This window comes from Clostridium algidicarnis (assembly GCF_000703125.1).
Classification (GTDB): Bacteria; Bacillota; Clostridia; order Clostridiales; family Clostridiaceae; genus Clostridium_L; species Clostridium_L algidicarnis.
In genome coordinates this window covers 1941549-1959883 of record NZ_JNLN01000001.1, presented here as the reverse complement: position 1 = coordinate 1959883, position 18335 = coordinate 1941549, and the positions used below count along the sequence as shown (strand labels likewise).

Sequence of the window (18335 nt, the reverse complement as noted above, 5' to 3'; positions counted from 1 at the left end):
CTATATTGTCATTAGATTCCTTTATTAATATTTTAACTGCTTAATTATTTTAAAACTGAATCCTTTATCGTCATATGGTACTGAGTTTCAAAATACTCTTCTAAACTTTTTACTTCTTCATCCATCTTTTCGCTAGCACTATCCCATCTTTGAGACTCTTTTGTACTTTGCGTTGAATCATTATGATCTTTATCTTCTATTTTAGTTAAAGTATTGCTAGTTAAATCATAATAGTAATAAAATCCATTCCCCATGGCTGAAACATAATAATATTTTTCTACCTGATCCTTTTCATAGTTAAACTCATAATAGTCAACTGTAGGATTGCCTTCTTTATCAGTCTTTACAAATTTAACATATCCATCTTGGCCTTTTTTTATTGTAATTGCAAGACCACTATTTTCAAAGGGGCTATTAGTTTTATCTGTATATAAAAGAAGTCCATTTTCTTCTTTAAATTCTTGTAATTGAGAGCTTGATTTAACATCGCTTTTCTCCTCTTTTTTAAGAGAGCCACATCCTGTTAATATACTAAATGTTAAAATTAATACCATAAAAATTTTTATGTTCTTTTTCATTTTTATATCTCCATTCATCATATATTTATAAGTGTTTTTATATTTGACTTTATTTCTGATTCTGAGTTATTGTTTATCTTCATGTATTGACTATCCATTACTTTAGAAAGCTTTTCTGCAAATCCATACTGAATATAGGAATCCTCCGTATCCATAACCATGCTTTTTATACCTTCATTTTGAATCTTTTTACCTATGGCTAATGCATCTTCAAAAGCGTTCTGGCTCTTCATAGAAACGTTAGCTTTTCCATCAGATACAAGGATTATATATTGCAGTGAATTAGTATTCTTGATCTTTTCCGCCTTTAAAAGTTCATAAGCCCTATACAATCCTAACGCTAAAGGCGTCTTTCCTCCCGTTGGCAGATGCTTAAGACATTTTTCCGCTAAATCTACACTTCTAGTGATATTAAGCAGAACCTTTGCTTCTTCATTTCTAAAAGCTATTACTCCTACCTTATCTCTTTTTTCATATGCATCATTTAAAAGTGAAAGTACTAATCCTTTTACAATACCCATTCTTCTTTTAGCTCCCATAGAACTACTAGCATCTACTACAAATAAAATAGTTGCTCCAGTACGATTTTCCCTAACCTTTTCCCTAAAATCCTCTGGTTTTATGCAAATAACCCCTTCCTTTCTAATTCTATTTTTTTGATTACAAGCTGCTATTCTAAGAGTTGCATCAAAAGCTATGTCCTTTAATCTTCCCTTTGGAAACTTATATTTCACATATCTACCACTTATACTATCTGTTTTTGTCTTACTCCTTTTTCCTGAACCTTTTAGCTGAGATTGCCCTTCAAATATTACCTTTATAGATAAATTCCCATCATATTCATTTATCGCTTCTACTCTTTCCTTAATCTCATCTTCATTCTCTGACATTATCTCAGTATTTCCATAACTACTTTGATGTGTTCTTGTGTCACTCTCTCCTTCTAAACTACTATCTTCCATATCCTCACTGTATTGTTCATCTGATATATCTTTATTGATTTCATCTTTATGTTGCTTATCATCTATATATTTATTACCCTCTTCGTTACCTTGATGATCTTGTTCAAAAGAGATATCTTCTCTAATTCTATGAGGTAAAGCATAAAAAGCTGCCTCCTCTATATCCTTGTACTCTATAGTATTCCTACCGTCTAACGCTACTATAGCTTTTGCTGTTTGTATAAGTATTATTTCTGCTCTGTTTCCTGAACATTTTCCTTCTGCTGAAAGTATAGCCGCGAAATGAAAATTTTCTTCAGAAACTATTACTTTACTTATAAGATTTCTGGCTTTTTCAATAGAATTTTTAAAGTTTTCTTCTCTCTTAATCCATTCATTACAGAATTCTTTTGGGTTTCTTTCATATTTAATACACCTATCCATAATTTTTATTCTAAGCTCAACATCTTCCTCACCTTTTACCTCTACATATAATCCAAACCTATCAATAAACTGGGTCCTTAATTCTCCTTCCTCTGGATTCATTGATCCAACAAGCACAAATTTTGATGGATGGCTATAAGAAATCCCTTCTCTTTCAATTACATTTATCCCCGTAGATGAAACCTCAAGAAGTATATTAACAATATGATCACTTAAAAGATTGACCTCATCTATATATAAGAAGTTATTATGAGCCTTTTTTAAAAGTCCGTCTTCTAACCTTTTTTCACCTTCTTTAATAGCCCTTTTTATATCTATGCTACCAACAACTCTATCTTCTGTTGCATTTAAAGGAAGATTAATTACTGACATATTATCCATAACATTTGCTAGTGATCTTACAATCGTTGATTTTGCGCTTCCCTTTTCTCCACTTATAAGCACCCCACCAATATTAGGATTAATAAGATTTAAAATTAATGCCTTTTTTAGTTTTTCTTGTCCTACTACTGCAGAAAAAGGGAAATAAGTTTTATTATTCATTAATACCACCCTATACTTTTACTTATAAATTTGTATTTTCTATCACTTCATACACATTTTCAAAGTCCATAGTCCCATCTTCAAATGGTTTTCTTCTCATTCTATGAGGCAAAGAAAACTTTGCCGCTACAAATAAATCTTCCTTCTCAACATTATAGCTTCCTCTGTATGCTGCATGAGTAATTGCAGTTTTAATAAAGGTAATATCCGCTCTATGACCATCTACTTTAAGCATAATTGCAATCTTAGCTACTAATTTTAAACACTCTGGTGAGTATTTTACTTCTTTTAATATATCTTTAGCTTTCTGGATTTGACGTCCTAGTTTCTCCTGCTCATCCTTATACTTTTCTACAAATACAGAAGGATTATCTTCAAATTCAAGTCTCCTTTTAATAAGCTCAACTCTTAAGTCCTCATCCTTTTCTCCGCATACGTCAACTACAAGCCCGAACCTATCTATAAGCTGTGGTCTTAAATCCCCTTCTTCTGGGTTCATAGTTCCCACAAGCACAAACCTAGCTGGATGTACATATGAAATTCCTTCTCTCTCCACAGAATTAACCCCCATAGCAGCTGCATCAAGCAAAATATCTACCACATGATCATCTAATAGATTTACCTCATCTAAGTATAGTATATTTCTATTAGCCTCTGCTAAAATTCCAGGTTCAAAAACCTTTTCTCCATTCTTCATAGCATGTTCAATATCTATACTTCCGACAACTCTATCTTCAGTTGCACTTACCGGAAGATTTATAACCCTCATTCTTCTTTCAACTATCTTTTTATTGCTACCTTTAAATGTTTCTAAACAATCTCTACACCAAAAGCTATCATCTTCTGGATCACAAGAAAACTTGCAATTTTCTACTTCCTTTCTAAGCAACATAACATCAGTAATGGCTCTAACAGCAGTAGATTTTGCAGTTCCCTTTTCCCCTCTTATAAGTACTCCTCCTAAAAGCGGATTTATAACATTTAGTATAAGCGCTTTTTTCATATCCTCTTGTCCAACTATGGCACAAAAAGGATAAAGTTGAATTTTATTATCCACGTTCCTACCTCCTATAGCCTTTCTTCTATACCATCTTCAAGTTCCAAGTATATCTCCTTTATTTTTTCAAGTTGTTCTTCCGTAGCATTCCAATATCCCCTATTATAATACTCCATCATGCTCTCCAATATATCCATATAGGCATACGGATTATTTTCCTTCATCCTTTTACTTAAAGCTTCATCTTCTACATAGCAGCTATGCATATCATTATAAATCCATTCATCTACACTATTTGTTGTAGCTGCAAATCCTAAAACATTTTCAAATCTCTCTGAAATTTTTTGAACCCCATGGTATTTATGTTTCAACATTCCGTCAATCCATTTAGGATTCAATACCCTTGTTCTTATTCCTCTTGATATTGATTTTTCCAAAGTTTCTGTAAATATCTTTTCTTCAGTAGTATCAGTTATATAAAGTTTTGCTTGTTTACCTTTTACCATTTCCACAGATTTTGCAAGACCTCCAAAGAATTCGTAATAATGATCTAAATCTGTAACCTGATACTCATGATTGCTTCTTATTTGAGATACAAGTTCCACAGCCATTAGATTTTTTTCATAAAGCCCTTGTACTTTCTTACCTCTCATATTTCTGTTGTAAACATGTTGAAGTTTATTTATGAACACACCACCTAATTGTTCTTCCTCTTCCCATCTTTTTGTTTCTACTACATCTGTTATGCCCGTACCATATTGACCCTCCTCAGGTCCAAAAATTCTTGATATAGCAAGTTCTTTTGCTTCTTTTTCTCCATGTCCTTCTTCCACAAGTTTTTTATATAACTTCTTAGAGTTTGCCTTAAAATAGTTTTCCTCGTCACTTTCCTCAAGTTCATATATCAGCTCAAATACATCACTAAGATTTTCAATAAGGTTTGGAAACATATCTCTAAAAAAACCACATATATTTATTGTTACATCTATTCTAGGTCTTCCAAGTTTTTCTATAGGTATAATTTCATATTTAGTCTCCCAAGTGCTACTTTTGTCAGATATTCTTACTCCCAGGTAAGATAAAATTTGTGAAAAGGTTTCTCCCTGAGTTCTTGAAGTTTCAAGTCCCCATAAAATAACTGCAATAGATAAAGGAAATTGATCATTTTCCTCTCTATAAGCATTAATTGTATTTTCACTAACTTTTAAACCTCTCATATAAGCTGTAGATGTTGGAATAAGTCTTGAGTCAAATTGATGTAAATTATAGCCTGTAGGCATTATCTCAGGATGTCTATATATATCGCCTGCCAATTTGCTTTGATTATATTGCGCCGATAACGTTTTTAATAATCCCTCTATTTCAAAATTTTCTTGTACTTCTTTATAAACCTTTTTCCCATATTCCAAAGTTGATATAAATTCCTTTTTTATATCCTTATCAATCCAGTCAAAAAAATCAATATCATTATTATCCATATAATAAATAAAAACTTCATCTGCTAATCTATCTAATTCTCTTAAAATTTGAAAATTATGTTCTTCCAAAAGTTTTTCTACATCGTAACCATTTGTTTTAGCTACAAGAACTCTAATAGATAAGATTCCATTTCTGCTATAATTCAATAAACTTCTTACATAATCTTTTGACTCTTCTTCGCTAAATACATCTCCAAATGCATGTAATCCTTTTGATATAAGACTACTGTTCATCCTATATAACTCACTTTCTATCTTTTCAAGTTCACTTGGCATATTTAATTGTTCTGCCATAGAAAAGACATCAGATAATATATTCTTGCTACTTTCAGGTGATATAAGTAATGACTGATGATAATTATCCACTAAAGACATAAGTTTTGAGTAGTCTCCATATAGTTCTCCTGGAACAAAAACCGGTGGCTGATAACTTATAATATTGGCATTAGATCTTCTTTTAGCCATAACAGCCTCTGAAGGATTACCACAATAATATAGGTACATATGAGGGATATCACCTAGAAGTTTGTCTGCATAGCATTCTCCACTAATACCACACTCTTTTCCCTTTAAAAATTCTAAGGTCCCATGGGTACCTACATGGATTATAGCATCAGCCTTAAACTCCTCCCTAACCCATCTATAAAATCCTTGATATTGATGATGAGGCAACAATGTTTTATCATGATAAGTTTTCTCTGAATCCTCATGAATTCCTCTAGAAGGTTGAAGTCCTATAAATACATTCTTTAAGATTGCACCCGGTATAAGAAATTCATGGTTTTCATTAGCCATGATTTCCCCTGGAGACTCTCCCCACTGCTCTATCATTTCATTGTAATCAAAAGTGTTTTTTAATTCTTCTATGTAATCTTTATCACTATATTTTATAATATCCTTCCACTCATCATTATATCTTCCTGAGTTTACAGCTCTTCCCGCAGTAAATATATTCATTAAATCTTCCTTTTTAAGATCATCTACCTTATATCCCACACATTTTAAGCTTTTCAATATATTTTCAACTGATGAAAAGGTATCTAAAAATGCTCCTCCAAATAAATTACTTTCTCCTGGTGGATAATTGTAGCATATAATGGCCACCTTTTTTTCTTGATTTTTCTTATTTTTAAGATTAATCTGTCTTTTTATTCTTGAAGCTAGCCTATCTGCTCTTTCTTCTATAACTTCTAACTCTTCTATAAGAACATCAAATTCCTCATCATATTTAGGTTCACACATCGCTCCTATAGGATTGGTTTCTATACATCCATCTAATTCTGGCAACATAACAGATATCATAGTCTCTGACGAACTACATCCTTGGATAGATTCTTTCCACTCCTTAGAAGTCTTCTTTGTCATAAAAAATGGATGGAAGTATGGTACATTAGCATTTTTCAAAAATTTAACTCCTGCATCAGCATCGCCTCCCATAGGACCTGCTCCAATCCTAAAGGACATAAAATTCACTATTAGATCAATGCTATATTTTTTTTGTTTCAAAATAATCTCTTCGAATTTGTCCTTATTTTCAGAAAAGGGGCCCGATACAGCTATAGGAATCACATTTGCAAATTCCTCAACTTTATTCTTAATAGTTGCGACGCATTTAAATGTATCTGTTGGATATGTCTGTCCATAAAATAAAAATACTATATTGGGCTTACCTTCATTAAAAGGAAAATGCATTTCATAATCATTAAAGGTGTCATAAAATTCCCTACATTCGGGATTACAAATACTTACACCTCGAAATTCCTTGGGGTCCATAGGCTTTGGTAAATTTGCAATATTCCCATATTCTCTAAGCAAAAGCAATAACATATTTGTAATGTTTTCTTTATTAGCTATATTGAAATATTTCATTACAGCAGAATAATTTTTCATATCTTTAACCTTTTTCGAGTTTGGTATTCCCGTACCTTCTGCCTTAAATTGGATAGTTTTCATTTCAGACATGCCCATATCCTTAATTTCTTCTTTAGGCTTCATAGTTTCAGCAGTGAAATTACCTAATTTTAAATATTCTCTTACAGAATTTCCATAAGGTATTATATTACCCTTGCAATTATCAAGTGCCTTATAAACAGATTTTATAACATTAGCATTAGCCCCCATAAGATCAATAAATACTAAATCACTATTTTCTATAGCTTCATTCATATTTTCAATCTTTTTACAATCCATTTCCTTTACTGCGTAGTATAACTTTAAGTTTAGAATGTTTCCATATCTTTCTTTAATATACCGTCCGGAATCAATTAAGTGTTTTATAGCTGTAGTTGATACTGTTACAAATGTAATTTTCATTAATTTCATCTCCTAAGTGCTCTCTTTGCATAAAATATAGGTTTGTTTCCTTCTTTATCTTGAATTAATTCAGCCTCAACTTTAAATACTTTTTCCAATACACCACTTTCTAATATAGTTAAAGGTCCACCTTTTATAAATATCTTTTTATCTTGTATTACTATAATTTCATCCGAGTACCTTATTGCATGATTTATATCATGAATAACCATTATAATGGTTATTCCTTCTTCTTTATTTAGCTTTGATATTAACTCCATTATTTCTAATTGATGTGATATATCAAGATACGTTGTAGGTTCATCAAGTAAAAGGACTTCTGGCTTTTGAGCTATTGCCATAGCAATCCATGCTCTTTGTCTTTCTCCCCCAGAAAGAGTATTGAGATTTCTATATTGTAAATCTTGTAGCCCTGTTTTATTGATGGCCCAGTCCACTATCTTATCATCTTTATCTTCTTTGCCTTTCCACCATCTTTTATGTGAAAACCTTCCGTATTGAACCAATTCCCTTACTGTACCTTCTGTAAAGCCATCATTTCTTTGACATAAAACAGCCATCTTTTTTGCAACATCTTTTGTTTTCATTTTAAACATATCCTTGTCTTCTAAAAATACATTTCCAGACTTAGGCTTTGTATTTCTGCTCATTGTGCGCAACAATGTTGTTTTGCCACATCCATTAGGGCCAATTATTGAATAGATCTTTCCTTTTTCTATAGAAAGATTTATATTATCAATTACTTTATGTTCATTGTAACTTATAGTTATGTTTTCAATCTTTAGTATTATATTCTTACTCATACGCCTACCTACCTTCTTAGTAAATATAGGAAAAAGGGTGCACCTAATGCAGCCATTACAATCCCTACTGGAATTTCTACAGGACTTAATATAGTTCTAGCAAAGGTATCGCTGAACATAACTAAGGCTGCCCCCAAAAGTGCTGAAGCAGGAAACATATATTTATAATCATTGCCCATAATCATCCTTATACTATGGGGTACAATAAGCCCCACAAATCCCAAAAGCCCTACAACACATACAGCACTTGCTGCAAGAATTGCTGCTAATGCTGTAAATGCTAATCTTGTCACTTCAACATTTAATCCAAGCCCTCTTGCTGCATCATCTCCAATAATAAGAATGTTTAATTTTTCAGAAAATATATTTACTAGAATTAACCCTGTAACTGTATAAGGGAGAATAAGTTTTACCTCCGGCCAGCTTCTAGCTGACAAACTTCCATTCATAAAAGTCAGGGCCCCATGAACACGATCGCTATAAAACACCAACACTGCTGAAATTCCTGCTCCAAATATTGCAGATACTGCAACTCCTGCTAATACTATTCTAATAGGTTGTATTCCACCTTTCCAAGCCATCATATATATAATGCTAGCAGCTATCATGGCGCCACAAAAGGCTGCAGGCGGTGCAAAGTCTTGATACTCAGGAAATATTACAAGTATTATTATTGCAAAAAGTCCTGCCCCACTGCTTATACCTATAATACCAGGGTCTGCAAGAGGATTATTCATAACCCCTTGTAAAATAGCACCTGATAAAGCAAGATTTATTCCAACTAGAGCTCCAAGAATAACTCTTGGAAGTCTAATATTCCAAATTACCATCCTTTGGGCACTTCCATCGTCATTCATAATTACTTCAAGTAACCGTTTTGTTGATATCGGAATGGTTCCCATCACATTTCCTAATATAAATCCTATTACTACCATAGCCATAAGTACAATAATCACTGTAATCTTAAACCTTTTTCTATCTTTTATAGCAATTCTATTTTTCATAAAATTCTTCCACCTTACCATATATGCTTGGATATATGCTTCTTGCCATATACTCTATTGCCTCTCCATAATAAGGACCTGAATTATACAGAAAATATTCTTGAGGCAAGTAAATCACACGTCCTTCTGTAATTGCTTTTACTCCCTTCCAAACAGGATTTATTTCAAATTGTTCCTCCATAACTTTCTTTGCTTGTTCATCATTTGAAACCATACTTGAAACTAAAATATAATCTGGATTGCTACCTACAATATACTCAACATCTAAGGGTGTAGTTTCAGAACCTAAAGTGTCTGGAGGTAAATTGGAAGCTATATTTTTAAGTTTAAGCGTTTTAGCTATATCTCCCGCTATGCTATTATCAAGCTTTACTGAAACTGATTTAGCCGTAACATATAATATGGCAACAGACTTTTCTTCTGAAGGAAGTTTTGAAACTATAGTATCCTTAGAAGACTCAAGTTTTTTTATACACTCTCCAGACTTTTGCTGTTGGTTTAATATTTTTCCAAACGCTTCATAAGTTAAAACCACATCGTCAAATCCTTTTATATAAGTTATAATTACATTAAACCCCATTTCTCTAAGCTTTTTTGCCTCTGATCCTTGGGTACCTGCTTGCGCTATAATCAGGTCTGGTTTCAATGATACAACCGACTCCATATTTATGGAATATACCGCACCTATCTTCGGAAGATCTAATATTTCATTTTTATATTCAGGTATAATCTTAAGATTTTCAGAAATATCTGAAGTGCATATGGACTTTCCCCCTAAGTCATACCAAATATTAAGAGGTGTCCCAGAAAGTACTGCTACTTTCTTTGGTTTTTCATTTAGTATAGTTTCATTTTTCAAATAATCCTTTATGGTTAAAGGATACTCATTACCTATAACTTCTATTGAAAATGATTTTTGTATAGTATCATCAGTCTTTAAGTTATTTAATGTATTCGTTGTAGTTAATTCTGAATCTTTATTACAAGCCGTAAGGCTTAAAACCATTAGTGATACTATTATCATTTTTGATATTTTTTTCATATAATTCATCCTTTCTTAAACCGTTATGAATAACACTATATTTATAATTAATCATATAATATAGTGTTATCATTATAGCTATAACCTAAATCCTTTTAGCATGAATTACTAGCCTACCATCGCTAACTTCATAGGTACAGGTAGAAAGAGTTAAAATATTATCCTTTGAAGACACGGTAACACCCATCTTAAACATAGATTTATCATTAATACTATTTAAAAACTCCTCATAGTCTTCTTCGCTATTAAAATGGGTTCTAATATAATTAAAATTCGTATCCGTAATATATACTGAAAAAATTTGCCACTTTATATCTTTATAAAGATTATTAAATTCAATAATTTCATTATCATACAAGAACTTACTATCTTTATATTTTACAAGATCTGCAAACATTGAACCATCATTCATGTTGTGCCCATAAAGTATTATATTAATATCATCACTTGCACCTTTATTCCTAAAATCCATAAATATACTTCCATATTTACTTTTTTCCTGGTATGGATCATGATCTAAATAAAATTCATTGTCTTTCCCTTTAAATACAGGATAATCTATTGTTGTATTATGTATTTTAATCCATCCTATAGTTTCTTCATTCAATTCTAAAAGAGGGCTATATTTTTCAGAAATGACATCTTCCTCTTTGGTTTGTAAATCATTTAATGTTCTTTCACATACAACTGCATCTTTATTATTTAGATTTTCTGTACCTATGACCTTTACTTTATCAAATTTTATAGTGTTTTTATTACTCTCTAACTTACAATTAATTAATATATATGTGGCATATATAAAAACTATAGTCCAAATTATAACCAGCCTTTTTTTCATACTCATTCTTCCTCACCAATTAGGTACATTACATTTTTACTTTGTATTTTTATAAAAGAGAGGCTATTAAAACCTCCCTTTTTTCAACTTATTATTTACCCATAACTTTTCTATTTTTAATTTTGCATGATCCATACATAGATATTGACATAATTGAAGCTATAAATATAACTATTGATAAATTTAAAAAACTATTATCTCCAGTTTTAGGATTTGAAACATTGCCATTGTTTTTTGTTGTTATAGTATCATTTTTATTATTACTTCCATTTACATTTGCTCCTTTTGCTTCACTGGACTTTGCTTGAGTTGTAATAGCTTTTATAGTGTTTTTATCAAAGCTTATTTTAAAATTAGTTTTTCTTCCCATTGCTGCAACATTACTTTCTACTTGTACTGGCTCATCTATACTATCAACAAGAAATTTGTAAGTTACAGTCTTGGTATCACCGTTTTGTGAGATTTTACTAGCACTATCAAATGTTCCTGCTGAATTTTTAACAGTTAAGTCGCTCATCGTATCTTTCATCTCTAAAATCACATACATTTTACTATTATTAACCTCTAATTTGACAGGATTTATTATTGCATTACTAGCCTGTGAAGATAATTCTCCTGTGCTAGAATTTAAAGCTTGTACATTAATTGTATACTCCCCATCACTAAGAGTCTCTGCCGCAAAAGCTTTTACCCCTGTAACCAACATAAGAGTCATAATGGATGTTAAAATACTTAATGCTAATCTTTTTGAATGTGTTTTCATAATATACTCCCCAATCTATTTTTATTTTAAAAAATAAAAATTTCACACCAAACCTACTATGACTGAAATCTTAAAACATATACATAAATTCCTTTATCTTTGAACTTTTCCAAAACAAAAATCCTTCTGCATTAAGCCAGAAGGATTTTATCGTTTAAACCACGCAATGAATACGTTTTCAAACACCATCTATCATTCGTAGAGCTTATCGGTGTATAAAAATAGGCAGATTTTCTGGCTTAAGTATCATCGTATATGCAAAGTATAAAATCATAATTTATTCTTGCAAAACTCCTCTATTCACAGTGGCGGGACCGCGAAGGATTTAACCCTTCTTCCCTTTTAATCAATAAATACTTATATTTATTGAACCTATTCCATAATATTTTATTTTTACAAATTAACTATATCATGTATAATATTCTAATACAAGCACTTTTTATTTCATTTGTATTCTTACTCTAAAATTGGAATAACAAAAATCCACGATATTTCTATCGTGGATTTGTTGTCTAAAACTCTAATTTTAATACAATTTATCAATGCTTGATTAACGCTAAAAGGTTTGAATATTGCTAAATTGTGCACCTAGCGATCTTACTAATTTCATTTGTTATTTAAGTGCGATTAATATATTTTTTGTGGTTTTATTATGGAAATCAACTAAAAAAGCACTCCATTAAACTTTATTTTAATGAAATGCTTTTACCTGGTAATTTTCTGGACCTCGAGGTGTTAGATTGGGACGAAGTTACCCTCTTGCTATTTGGGATTGCTAATATTTCTGCTTAAGCGCAGTTTTCCATTTTATTCTACCCTGGATTCCTTGTGGGGACATGCTTTGATGAACTCACTTGTTAACCGCGACAGTTTTTGTTGCTTATATGAAGTGATTGAACTCAGTAGCAAAAAGTGTTATGCTATCAATGTTAAACTTAGTAAAATGTCTTTACTATATAAAAATAAAGTATGAAATTTCAATTGATATAATAATATATTAAAGAGCTTATTTTTGTAGGCTCTTTTTTAATGATAAAGAGAGGTACTAATATGATAAAAGTTGATAACTTATCCTACTCATTTCCGAAAAAGGATCTATATAATAATATTTCATTTACATTAGAAGATGGACAGCATTGTGCTTTCATAGGAACAAATGGCAGTGGAAAAAGTACACTAATAGATATCCTTATTGATCCAGAAAAATATATGTTTGATGGTTCCTTAGAGAAATCCCCTAATTGTAGAATTGGGTATGTAAGTCAATTCTCAGAACAGGGCGAAACAAAAGAAATTACAGTTTTCGAATATATCGGAGAAGAATTTATTAAACTACAAAATGAAATGACATCTATTTGCAGTGAGATGGAAACATCCACCAATGTTGATACTTTACTAGAAAAGTATCAACAAACTTTAGACGCATTTGACGCAATTAATGGTGATGATTTTGAAAAAGTTATTAATAAGAAACTAAATCTTACAAACTTAATGAAGTATAAAGATATAATGATATCTTCCCTTAGTGGTGGTGAAATTAAGCTTATTCAAGTAATTAAGGCAATGCTAAATAGTCCTGACTTAATGATTATGGATGAACCAGATGTGTTTTTAGACTTTGAAAACCTTAATTCTCTTAAAAATCTAATTAATTCACATAAAGGAACAATGTTAATTATTACTCACAACAGATATCTACTTAATCATTGTTTCAACAAAATTATCCACCTTGAAAACATGGAAATACAAGAGTTTGATGGAAGCTATATTGATTATAACTTCTCATTACTTCAAACTAAAATTGAGTTACAAGAACTAGCCGCTGTTGATAATGAAGAAATTGATAGAAACGAAAAACTAATAGATAAACTAAGATTTCTCGCAACTGATCATGCTGAACCTGCAAAAGGAAGAGCTCTAAATGCTAGAGTTAAAGTTCAAGAAAGATTAGAAAAACGTAGAATAAAAGCCCCCTTTGTAGAAATTAAAGAACCTTATATAAGTTTAGCTGCCTATAATGTAATGGATGAAGCCACGGTTTTAAAAGTTACTGATTACAGTGTTGCCTTTGATGACATGCTTCTAGAAAATGTTAACTTTGAGATTAAATCTACTGATAAAGTAGCCATTGTAGGATTAAATGGTACAGGGAAAACTACTTTACTAGGAGAAATCTTAAAAAACAATAATGATTCTATTGAGCTAAATGGAAATGTTGAAATAGCATATTTATCTCAACTACAAAGCAAAACGCTAAATAATTCTAATACCATACTTGAAGAGTTTTTCGATGTTGGTTTCGAAACTCGTGAAGATATTTTATCGCATATTTCATACTATGGTTTTGAAGAAAAAAGAATTAATCAAAAAATAGGCACATTATCTGGTGGAGAAAAAAATCTACTTCAATTAGCTAAAATTTCTGAAAGTAAATCAAACATGTTGCTTCTTGATGAACCAACATGCCATTTAGATACATATTCACAAATAGCACTTGAAAAAGCTATACAAAATTATAAAGGTGCTATTATAATGATTTCACATGATTTCTATACTATAGTAAACTGTATGGATTATGTTTTAATCATTGAAGATAAGACAATTAGAAAAGTAAAGATGAAAAAATTTAAAAGGATGATTTATGCTAATCATTTTGGCAGGGACTATTTAGAAATTGAACAAAACAAAAAAATAGTTGAAACAAAAATACAATTAGCTTTAAAATATAATGATTTTATCCTTGCAAAAGAATTGTCTGAAGAGTTAGAAGGTCTGATTAAGTTACTTCAAATTTAGTGATTAGCAAGGGGCTCACCACCTGCCCCTCTAACACCTCGGTGGCAATATTTAAATGCATTATCCAATAAATTAGAAATTAGATTTACTAAAAATTTAATTATTTTTTTCCACACTGTTTTCCTCTTATGTATAAGTTTATATACCTTTACAAATACTAAAATCAAACTAATAGAGGTGATAATATGACTTCTGAAGAAAAAGCTTATATAGCTGGAATTATAGATGGTGAAGGTAGTATTATGCTTTTAAAGTTTCATCATAATCAATTCCCCTCTCCATGCATAAGCATAAGTTCAACTACTATAGAATTATTACAATGGATAAAAGACGTAACTAAGATTGGAACAATAAAGGCAAAGAAAAATTATAATATAGAAAAGCATGCAGATTCATTCACCTATACAATAAAGTATAATGATGCTATCAATCTTCTAGTTGAGATTGAACCATATTTAGTTATTAAAAGTAAAAAGAAAACTTTTACAAGGAATTCATGGGTCTAAAATTGGAATAAGTAAAAATCCACGATATTTCTATCGTGGATTTATTGGTGGAGGCGAGGGGACATGCTCTTCCAGCATTTCTGAACTGGCACTGACTATGTGTTAAACTTAATACTATTAAGTCTCCTGGCGTATTATGAAAGCCATAATTTAGTTATGCTAAGCTTCCATCCTAGTACCTCATGCTAACTCTTAAGAATTAGTTTAGAAGCCTATAAGTCGATACGAGGCTGTTGAATTTCTTCACATACCTCTCGGCATTGCCGTCACCTTAAAGTGTTACGGGTTCACCGATAAAGCCAAGTTTTCACTTCTAGATCACTCTAAAAGGCGACCCTATTTATGAATCGAACCCCTGTCCGAAAGTAGATAGGCTTTAGCATCTCCGAGTGCAGTCTATTATTTAAAATTCCCTCTGCAAAGCGCCAATAGACAGGCTCTTTACTTCAGTAGCTTCATAATTTCCGTTCCTAAGTCAAAGCTTTCTTAGGCTCGGGTCCCTACTAATCGGCGCCCTATCCTAGGCCGTAGGACTCCCAGGTAGAACGAACAGCTATATTAAGCTGCTAATGCAAAATTATCTTCTGCGTTTACATTTTCTTCTAGTTTTTTAAGGCGGGCCCAGAAGGTCCCTCCACTCGCTTCTAAAGCTGCTCCCACCCCCGTCGAAGCCATTACGCCCCCATGTCATAACATGATACTCGGTTAAGAGTGCTTTAAGTAAACTATTCAATTTTAATTTTACATCAATATAGAATTACATTATATCAAAGCTATATACTATAGTCAATGGTTATTCTATATATCCGATGTATACAATGATACATCAGTTAATGTTATTTATCAATAGGTTATGTGTATATATAATGTTACTTTTATAATCATTTGCTATTTTTTCACAAAAAGACAGTAAGATTAGTAATACATTAAAATCCCACGCTACCTAATTATTAAATTTTACATTACCTCTATTTTAAAACATAACTATCTCATATAATAATTTTCATTCTTTATTAATAGCACACATCACATATAGCCATAAATCTCAAATACCTTCCAAATAGAATCTTCTTTAGATAAAAGTAAGCGTAAGCTGCTCTTTCATTATATTATAAACATCTTCAAACTCACATGCTGATAATTATTTATTCTTAGTTTTAATTTCTAATTTAAGCTTATTGGCTATACTAAAATTAATATTATTATATATGACAAATCCTATAATAGAACCTAATGTATTTAATATTAAATCATCTATATCACAACTTCCTAAATTAAATAGTAATTGAATTGTTTCAATAGATGCACTTACTAAAATTGAAATAAAAATAGTATTGTTTAATCTTTTACAATTATTAAACAATATAGGTAATAAAAATCCCAAAGGAATAAACACCAAAATATTTCCAAATATATTTTGTATAATATTATACCCTTGACCACTTGTGTATAATAAAATTGTTTTAAATGGAATAAAATTTGAATAAGCTATTCTCTTACTCAATGGCATTTCTAACCCTAATGCAGCTCTTGATCTTGCAATAGTAATAGCAGTACCGTTTTTTAAGATAACTACTTCAACTAAAATTGCTAAATATATCAAAAATATTAACCACATTAATAATTTGAAACCTTTAAAATTAAGTCTTTTATTCAACACATCCACCTCTGTTAAAATATTTCAACATTTCTATCTAAATTTAATTATACAGTCTAGGATTTATACACTTAATCACATAAAATAAGCAGATGCCGTTACTGAACATCCTAATAACAAAGCCAAACTTAGAATTACTATTGTCATTATTTTTCTCATAATTTTATCTCCCGTTTTTTATTTATAGCTTGTACATAATTCATTGACACACATATATATTTTTCTTTCTCCTCATTATCTAAAACTTCATTCTTAATTAAATAGGTGCTAAAATATACCTTTAGCACCTTCTAAACTTCTCTTATTTATACTTTTCTTTCATTTCTCTATCTATATCTCTTTTATGATCTCTTTCAAGCATTGAGTCTCTCTTATCATAGTTCTTTTTACCCTTACCTACTCCTAGATGCATTTTAACTCTTCCATTTTTTAAATATAAGGATAGGGGGACTAGTGTATATCCATCTTGAGATGCTAGAGCATCTAATTTATATATTTCACTTTTATGAAGTAGTAACTTTCTATCTCTTAGAGGGTCCACATTAAATATATTGCCTTCTTCGTAAGGACTTACGTGAAGATTTCTTACAAATATCTCACCATTTCTAACCTCTGCGTAGCTATCTTTTAGATTTGATCTTCCGTTTCTTATAGATTTAACTTCTGTTCCTACAAGCTCTAAGCCTGCTTCAAAGCCTTGTTCTATAAAATAGTCATGTCTTGCTTTTCTATTTTCAGCTAATACCTTTTCTGATTTACTTTTAGCCATTTACCTCACCCACCTTAATTATCCGTTATAACTTAATCTTAATTATATACTTATCCTTTATTAACTTTCAATATTATCTTATGAATTAATTTCCTAGGCAATAAATTAGATCCATAAACCAAAACCTTGTTTTGAAATCCTGGTATTATGATTTCTTTACCTTTTTTAAAACCTTTATAGGCACTTATAGCTACCTTTTCTGCTGTCATCATAGAATTTTTTGCAACCTTTGACTTTTTAACCTTAGCCCTGCTTTGAAAATTAGTGTCTGTGGGGCCTGGGCATAGAGTTGATACATTTATATTATAAGGGCTAAGCTCTAGTCTTAAAGCTCCTGATAAAGACAGTACATAGGCCTTTGTTGCATAATACACCGACATCATAGGTCCTGATTGGAATGCAGCGGTAGAGGCTACATTTATAATGCCTCCACCACCATTTTTAATTAACTCTGGTATAAATAGCTTTAATATATGAGTCAAAGACTTTATATTTAATTCTATCATAGTAAGATCCTTATCTTTATCTACCTCATGAAACCTTCCAAAGCTTCCATACCCAGCATTATTAATTATATTTTCTATAACTATATTATTATCTTTAATATCCTGATAGATTTCTATGATACTTTTTTCTAATGTAAGATCTACTCCATATATAATTACTTTTATTTTATATGTGTTTTCAAAATGTAATTTAATCTCTCTTAGCTTTTTAATATCCCTTGCTACAAGGCACAAATTATGATTATTTTTAGCAAATACTAAGGCTAATTCATAGCCTATACCACCTGTAGCTCCTGTTATAAAAGTATATTTATCTATTTTATATTTATCCACTTTTACACCTATCCATAAGAATTT

The 18335-nt window shown here is 30.9% G+C and carries 14 protein-coding genes, 1 other RNA gene and 1 riboswitch; of the genes, 2 read left to right on the top strand and 13 right to left on the bottom strand.

Annotation, left to right across the window (positions count from 1 at the left end; translation table 11 throughout):
- Positions 1–44 precede the first annotated feature (44 nt).
- The 9 genes from BV55_RS0109300 to BV55_RS0109260 form a co-directional block, all read right to left on the bottom strand.
- Positions 45–578 carry a hypothetical protein gene (locus tag BV55_RS0109300; RefSeq protein WP_029452559.1) on the bottom strand — a complete coding sequence of 178 codons (534 nt, stop codon included), beginning with the start codon at positions 576–578 and terminating at the stop codon, positions 45–47.
- A gap of 17 nt (positions 579–595) precedes the next feature.
- Entirely contained in the window at positions 596–2506 is a 1911-nt protein-coding gene (locus BV55_RS0109295) for a magnesium chelatase subunit D family protein (RefSeq protein WP_029452558.1), read from the bottom strand.
- A 22-nt stretch (positions 2507–2528) separates the two neighbouring features.
- Positions 2529–3563, bottom strand: coding sequence for a magnesium chelatase ATPase subunit I (locus BV55_RS0109290; RefSeq protein WP_029452557.1), 1035 nt, complete (start codon positions 3561–3563; stop codon positions 2529–2531).
- An 11-nt stretch (positions 3564–3574) separates the two neighbouring features.
- On the bottom strand, positions 3575–7294 hold the full coding sequence (locus tag BV55_RS0109285) for a cobaltochelatase subunit CobN (protein WP_029452556.1): 3720 nt from the start codon (positions 7292–7294) through the stop codon (positions 3575–3577).
- Between the two features lie 5 nt (positions 7295–7299).
- Entirely contained in the window at positions 7300–8097 is a 798-nt protein-coding gene (locus tag BV55_RS0109280; protein WP_029452555.1) for an ABC transporter ATP-binding protein, read from the bottom strand.
- 8 nt (positions 8098–8105) lie between these two features.
- Positions 8106–9101, bottom strand: coding sequence for a FecCD family ABC transporter permease (locus BV55_RS0109275; protein WP_029452554.1), 996 nt, complete (start codon positions 9099–9101; stop codon positions 8106–8108).
- Positions 9091–10143, bottom strand: coding sequence for an ABC transporter substrate-binding protein (locus BV55_RS0109270; RefSeq protein ID WP_242850869.1), 1053 nt, complete (start codon positions 10141–10143; stop codon positions 9091–9093). Before BV55_RS0109270 ends, BV55_RS0109275 begins: the two co-directional genes overlap by 11 nt.
- Positions 10144–10228: 85 nt before the next feature.
- Entirely contained in the window at positions 10229–10987 is a 759-nt protein-coding gene (gene srtB, locus BV55_RS0109265) for a class B sortase (RefSeq protein ID WP_084170531.1), read from the bottom strand.
- A gap of 85 nt (positions 10988–11072) precedes the next feature.
- On the bottom strand, positions 11073–11744 hold the full coding sequence (locus BV55_RS0109260; protein WP_029452551.1) for an NEAT domain-containing protein: 672 nt from the start codon (positions 11742–11744) through the stop codon (positions 11073–11075).
- A 207-nt stretch (positions 11745–11951) separates the two neighbouring features.
- A riboswitch (cobalamin riboswitch) is annotated at positions 11952–12135 on the bottom strand.
- A 659-nt stretch (positions 12136–12794) separates the two neighbouring features.
- Between BV55_RS0109260 and BV55_RS0109255 the strand changes: the two genes are divergently transcribed.
- Both BV55_RS0109255 and BV55_RS0109245 read left to right on the top strand, forming a co-directional pair.
- A complete protein-coding gene (locus tag BV55_RS0109255; RefSeq protein WP_029452550.1) occupies positions 12795–14540 on the top strand; it encodes an ABC-F family ATP-binding cassette domain-containing protein in 1746 nt (581 codons plus the stop codon).
- A gap of 185 nt (positions 14541–14725) precedes the next feature.
- Complete coding sequence (locus tag BV55_RS0109245; protein WP_029452549.1) at positions 14726–15046, top strand: LAGLIDADG family homing endonuclease; 321 nt, start codon at positions 14726–14728, stop codon at positions 15044–15046.
- A 343-nt stretch (positions 15047–15389) separates the two neighbouring features.
- Here the strand turns inward: BV55_RS0109245 and ssrA are convergent.
- The 4 genes from ssrA to BV55_RS0109215 form a co-directional block, all read right to left on the bottom strand.
- Positions 15390–15722: a transfer-messenger RNA gene (gene ssrA, locus BV55_RS15360) on the bottom strand.
- Positions 15723–16187: 465 nt separating this feature from the next.
- Positions 16188–16703 (bottom strand): VanZ family protein, encoded by a 516-nt coding sequence (locus tag BV55_RS0109235; RefSeq protein WP_051652470.1) that lies wholly within the window; start codon positions 16701–16703, stop codon positions 16188–16190.
- A gap of 301 nt (positions 16704–17004) precedes the next feature.
- Positions 17005–17472 carry an SsrA-binding protein SmpB gene (smpB, locus tag BV55_RS0109220; protein ID WP_029452547.1) on the bottom strand — a complete coding sequence of 156 codons (468 nt, stop codon included), beginning with the start codon at positions 17470–17472 and terminating at the stop codon, positions 17005–17007.
- Between the two features lie 50 nt (positions 17473–17522).
- Positions 17523–18311, bottom strand: a complete 789-nt coding sequence (locus tag BV55_RS0109215) for an SDR family NAD(P)-dependent oxidoreductase (protein ID WP_242850868.1) — start codon at positions 18309–18311, stop codon at positions 17523–17525.
- Positions 18312–18335: the final 24 nt, after the last annotated feature.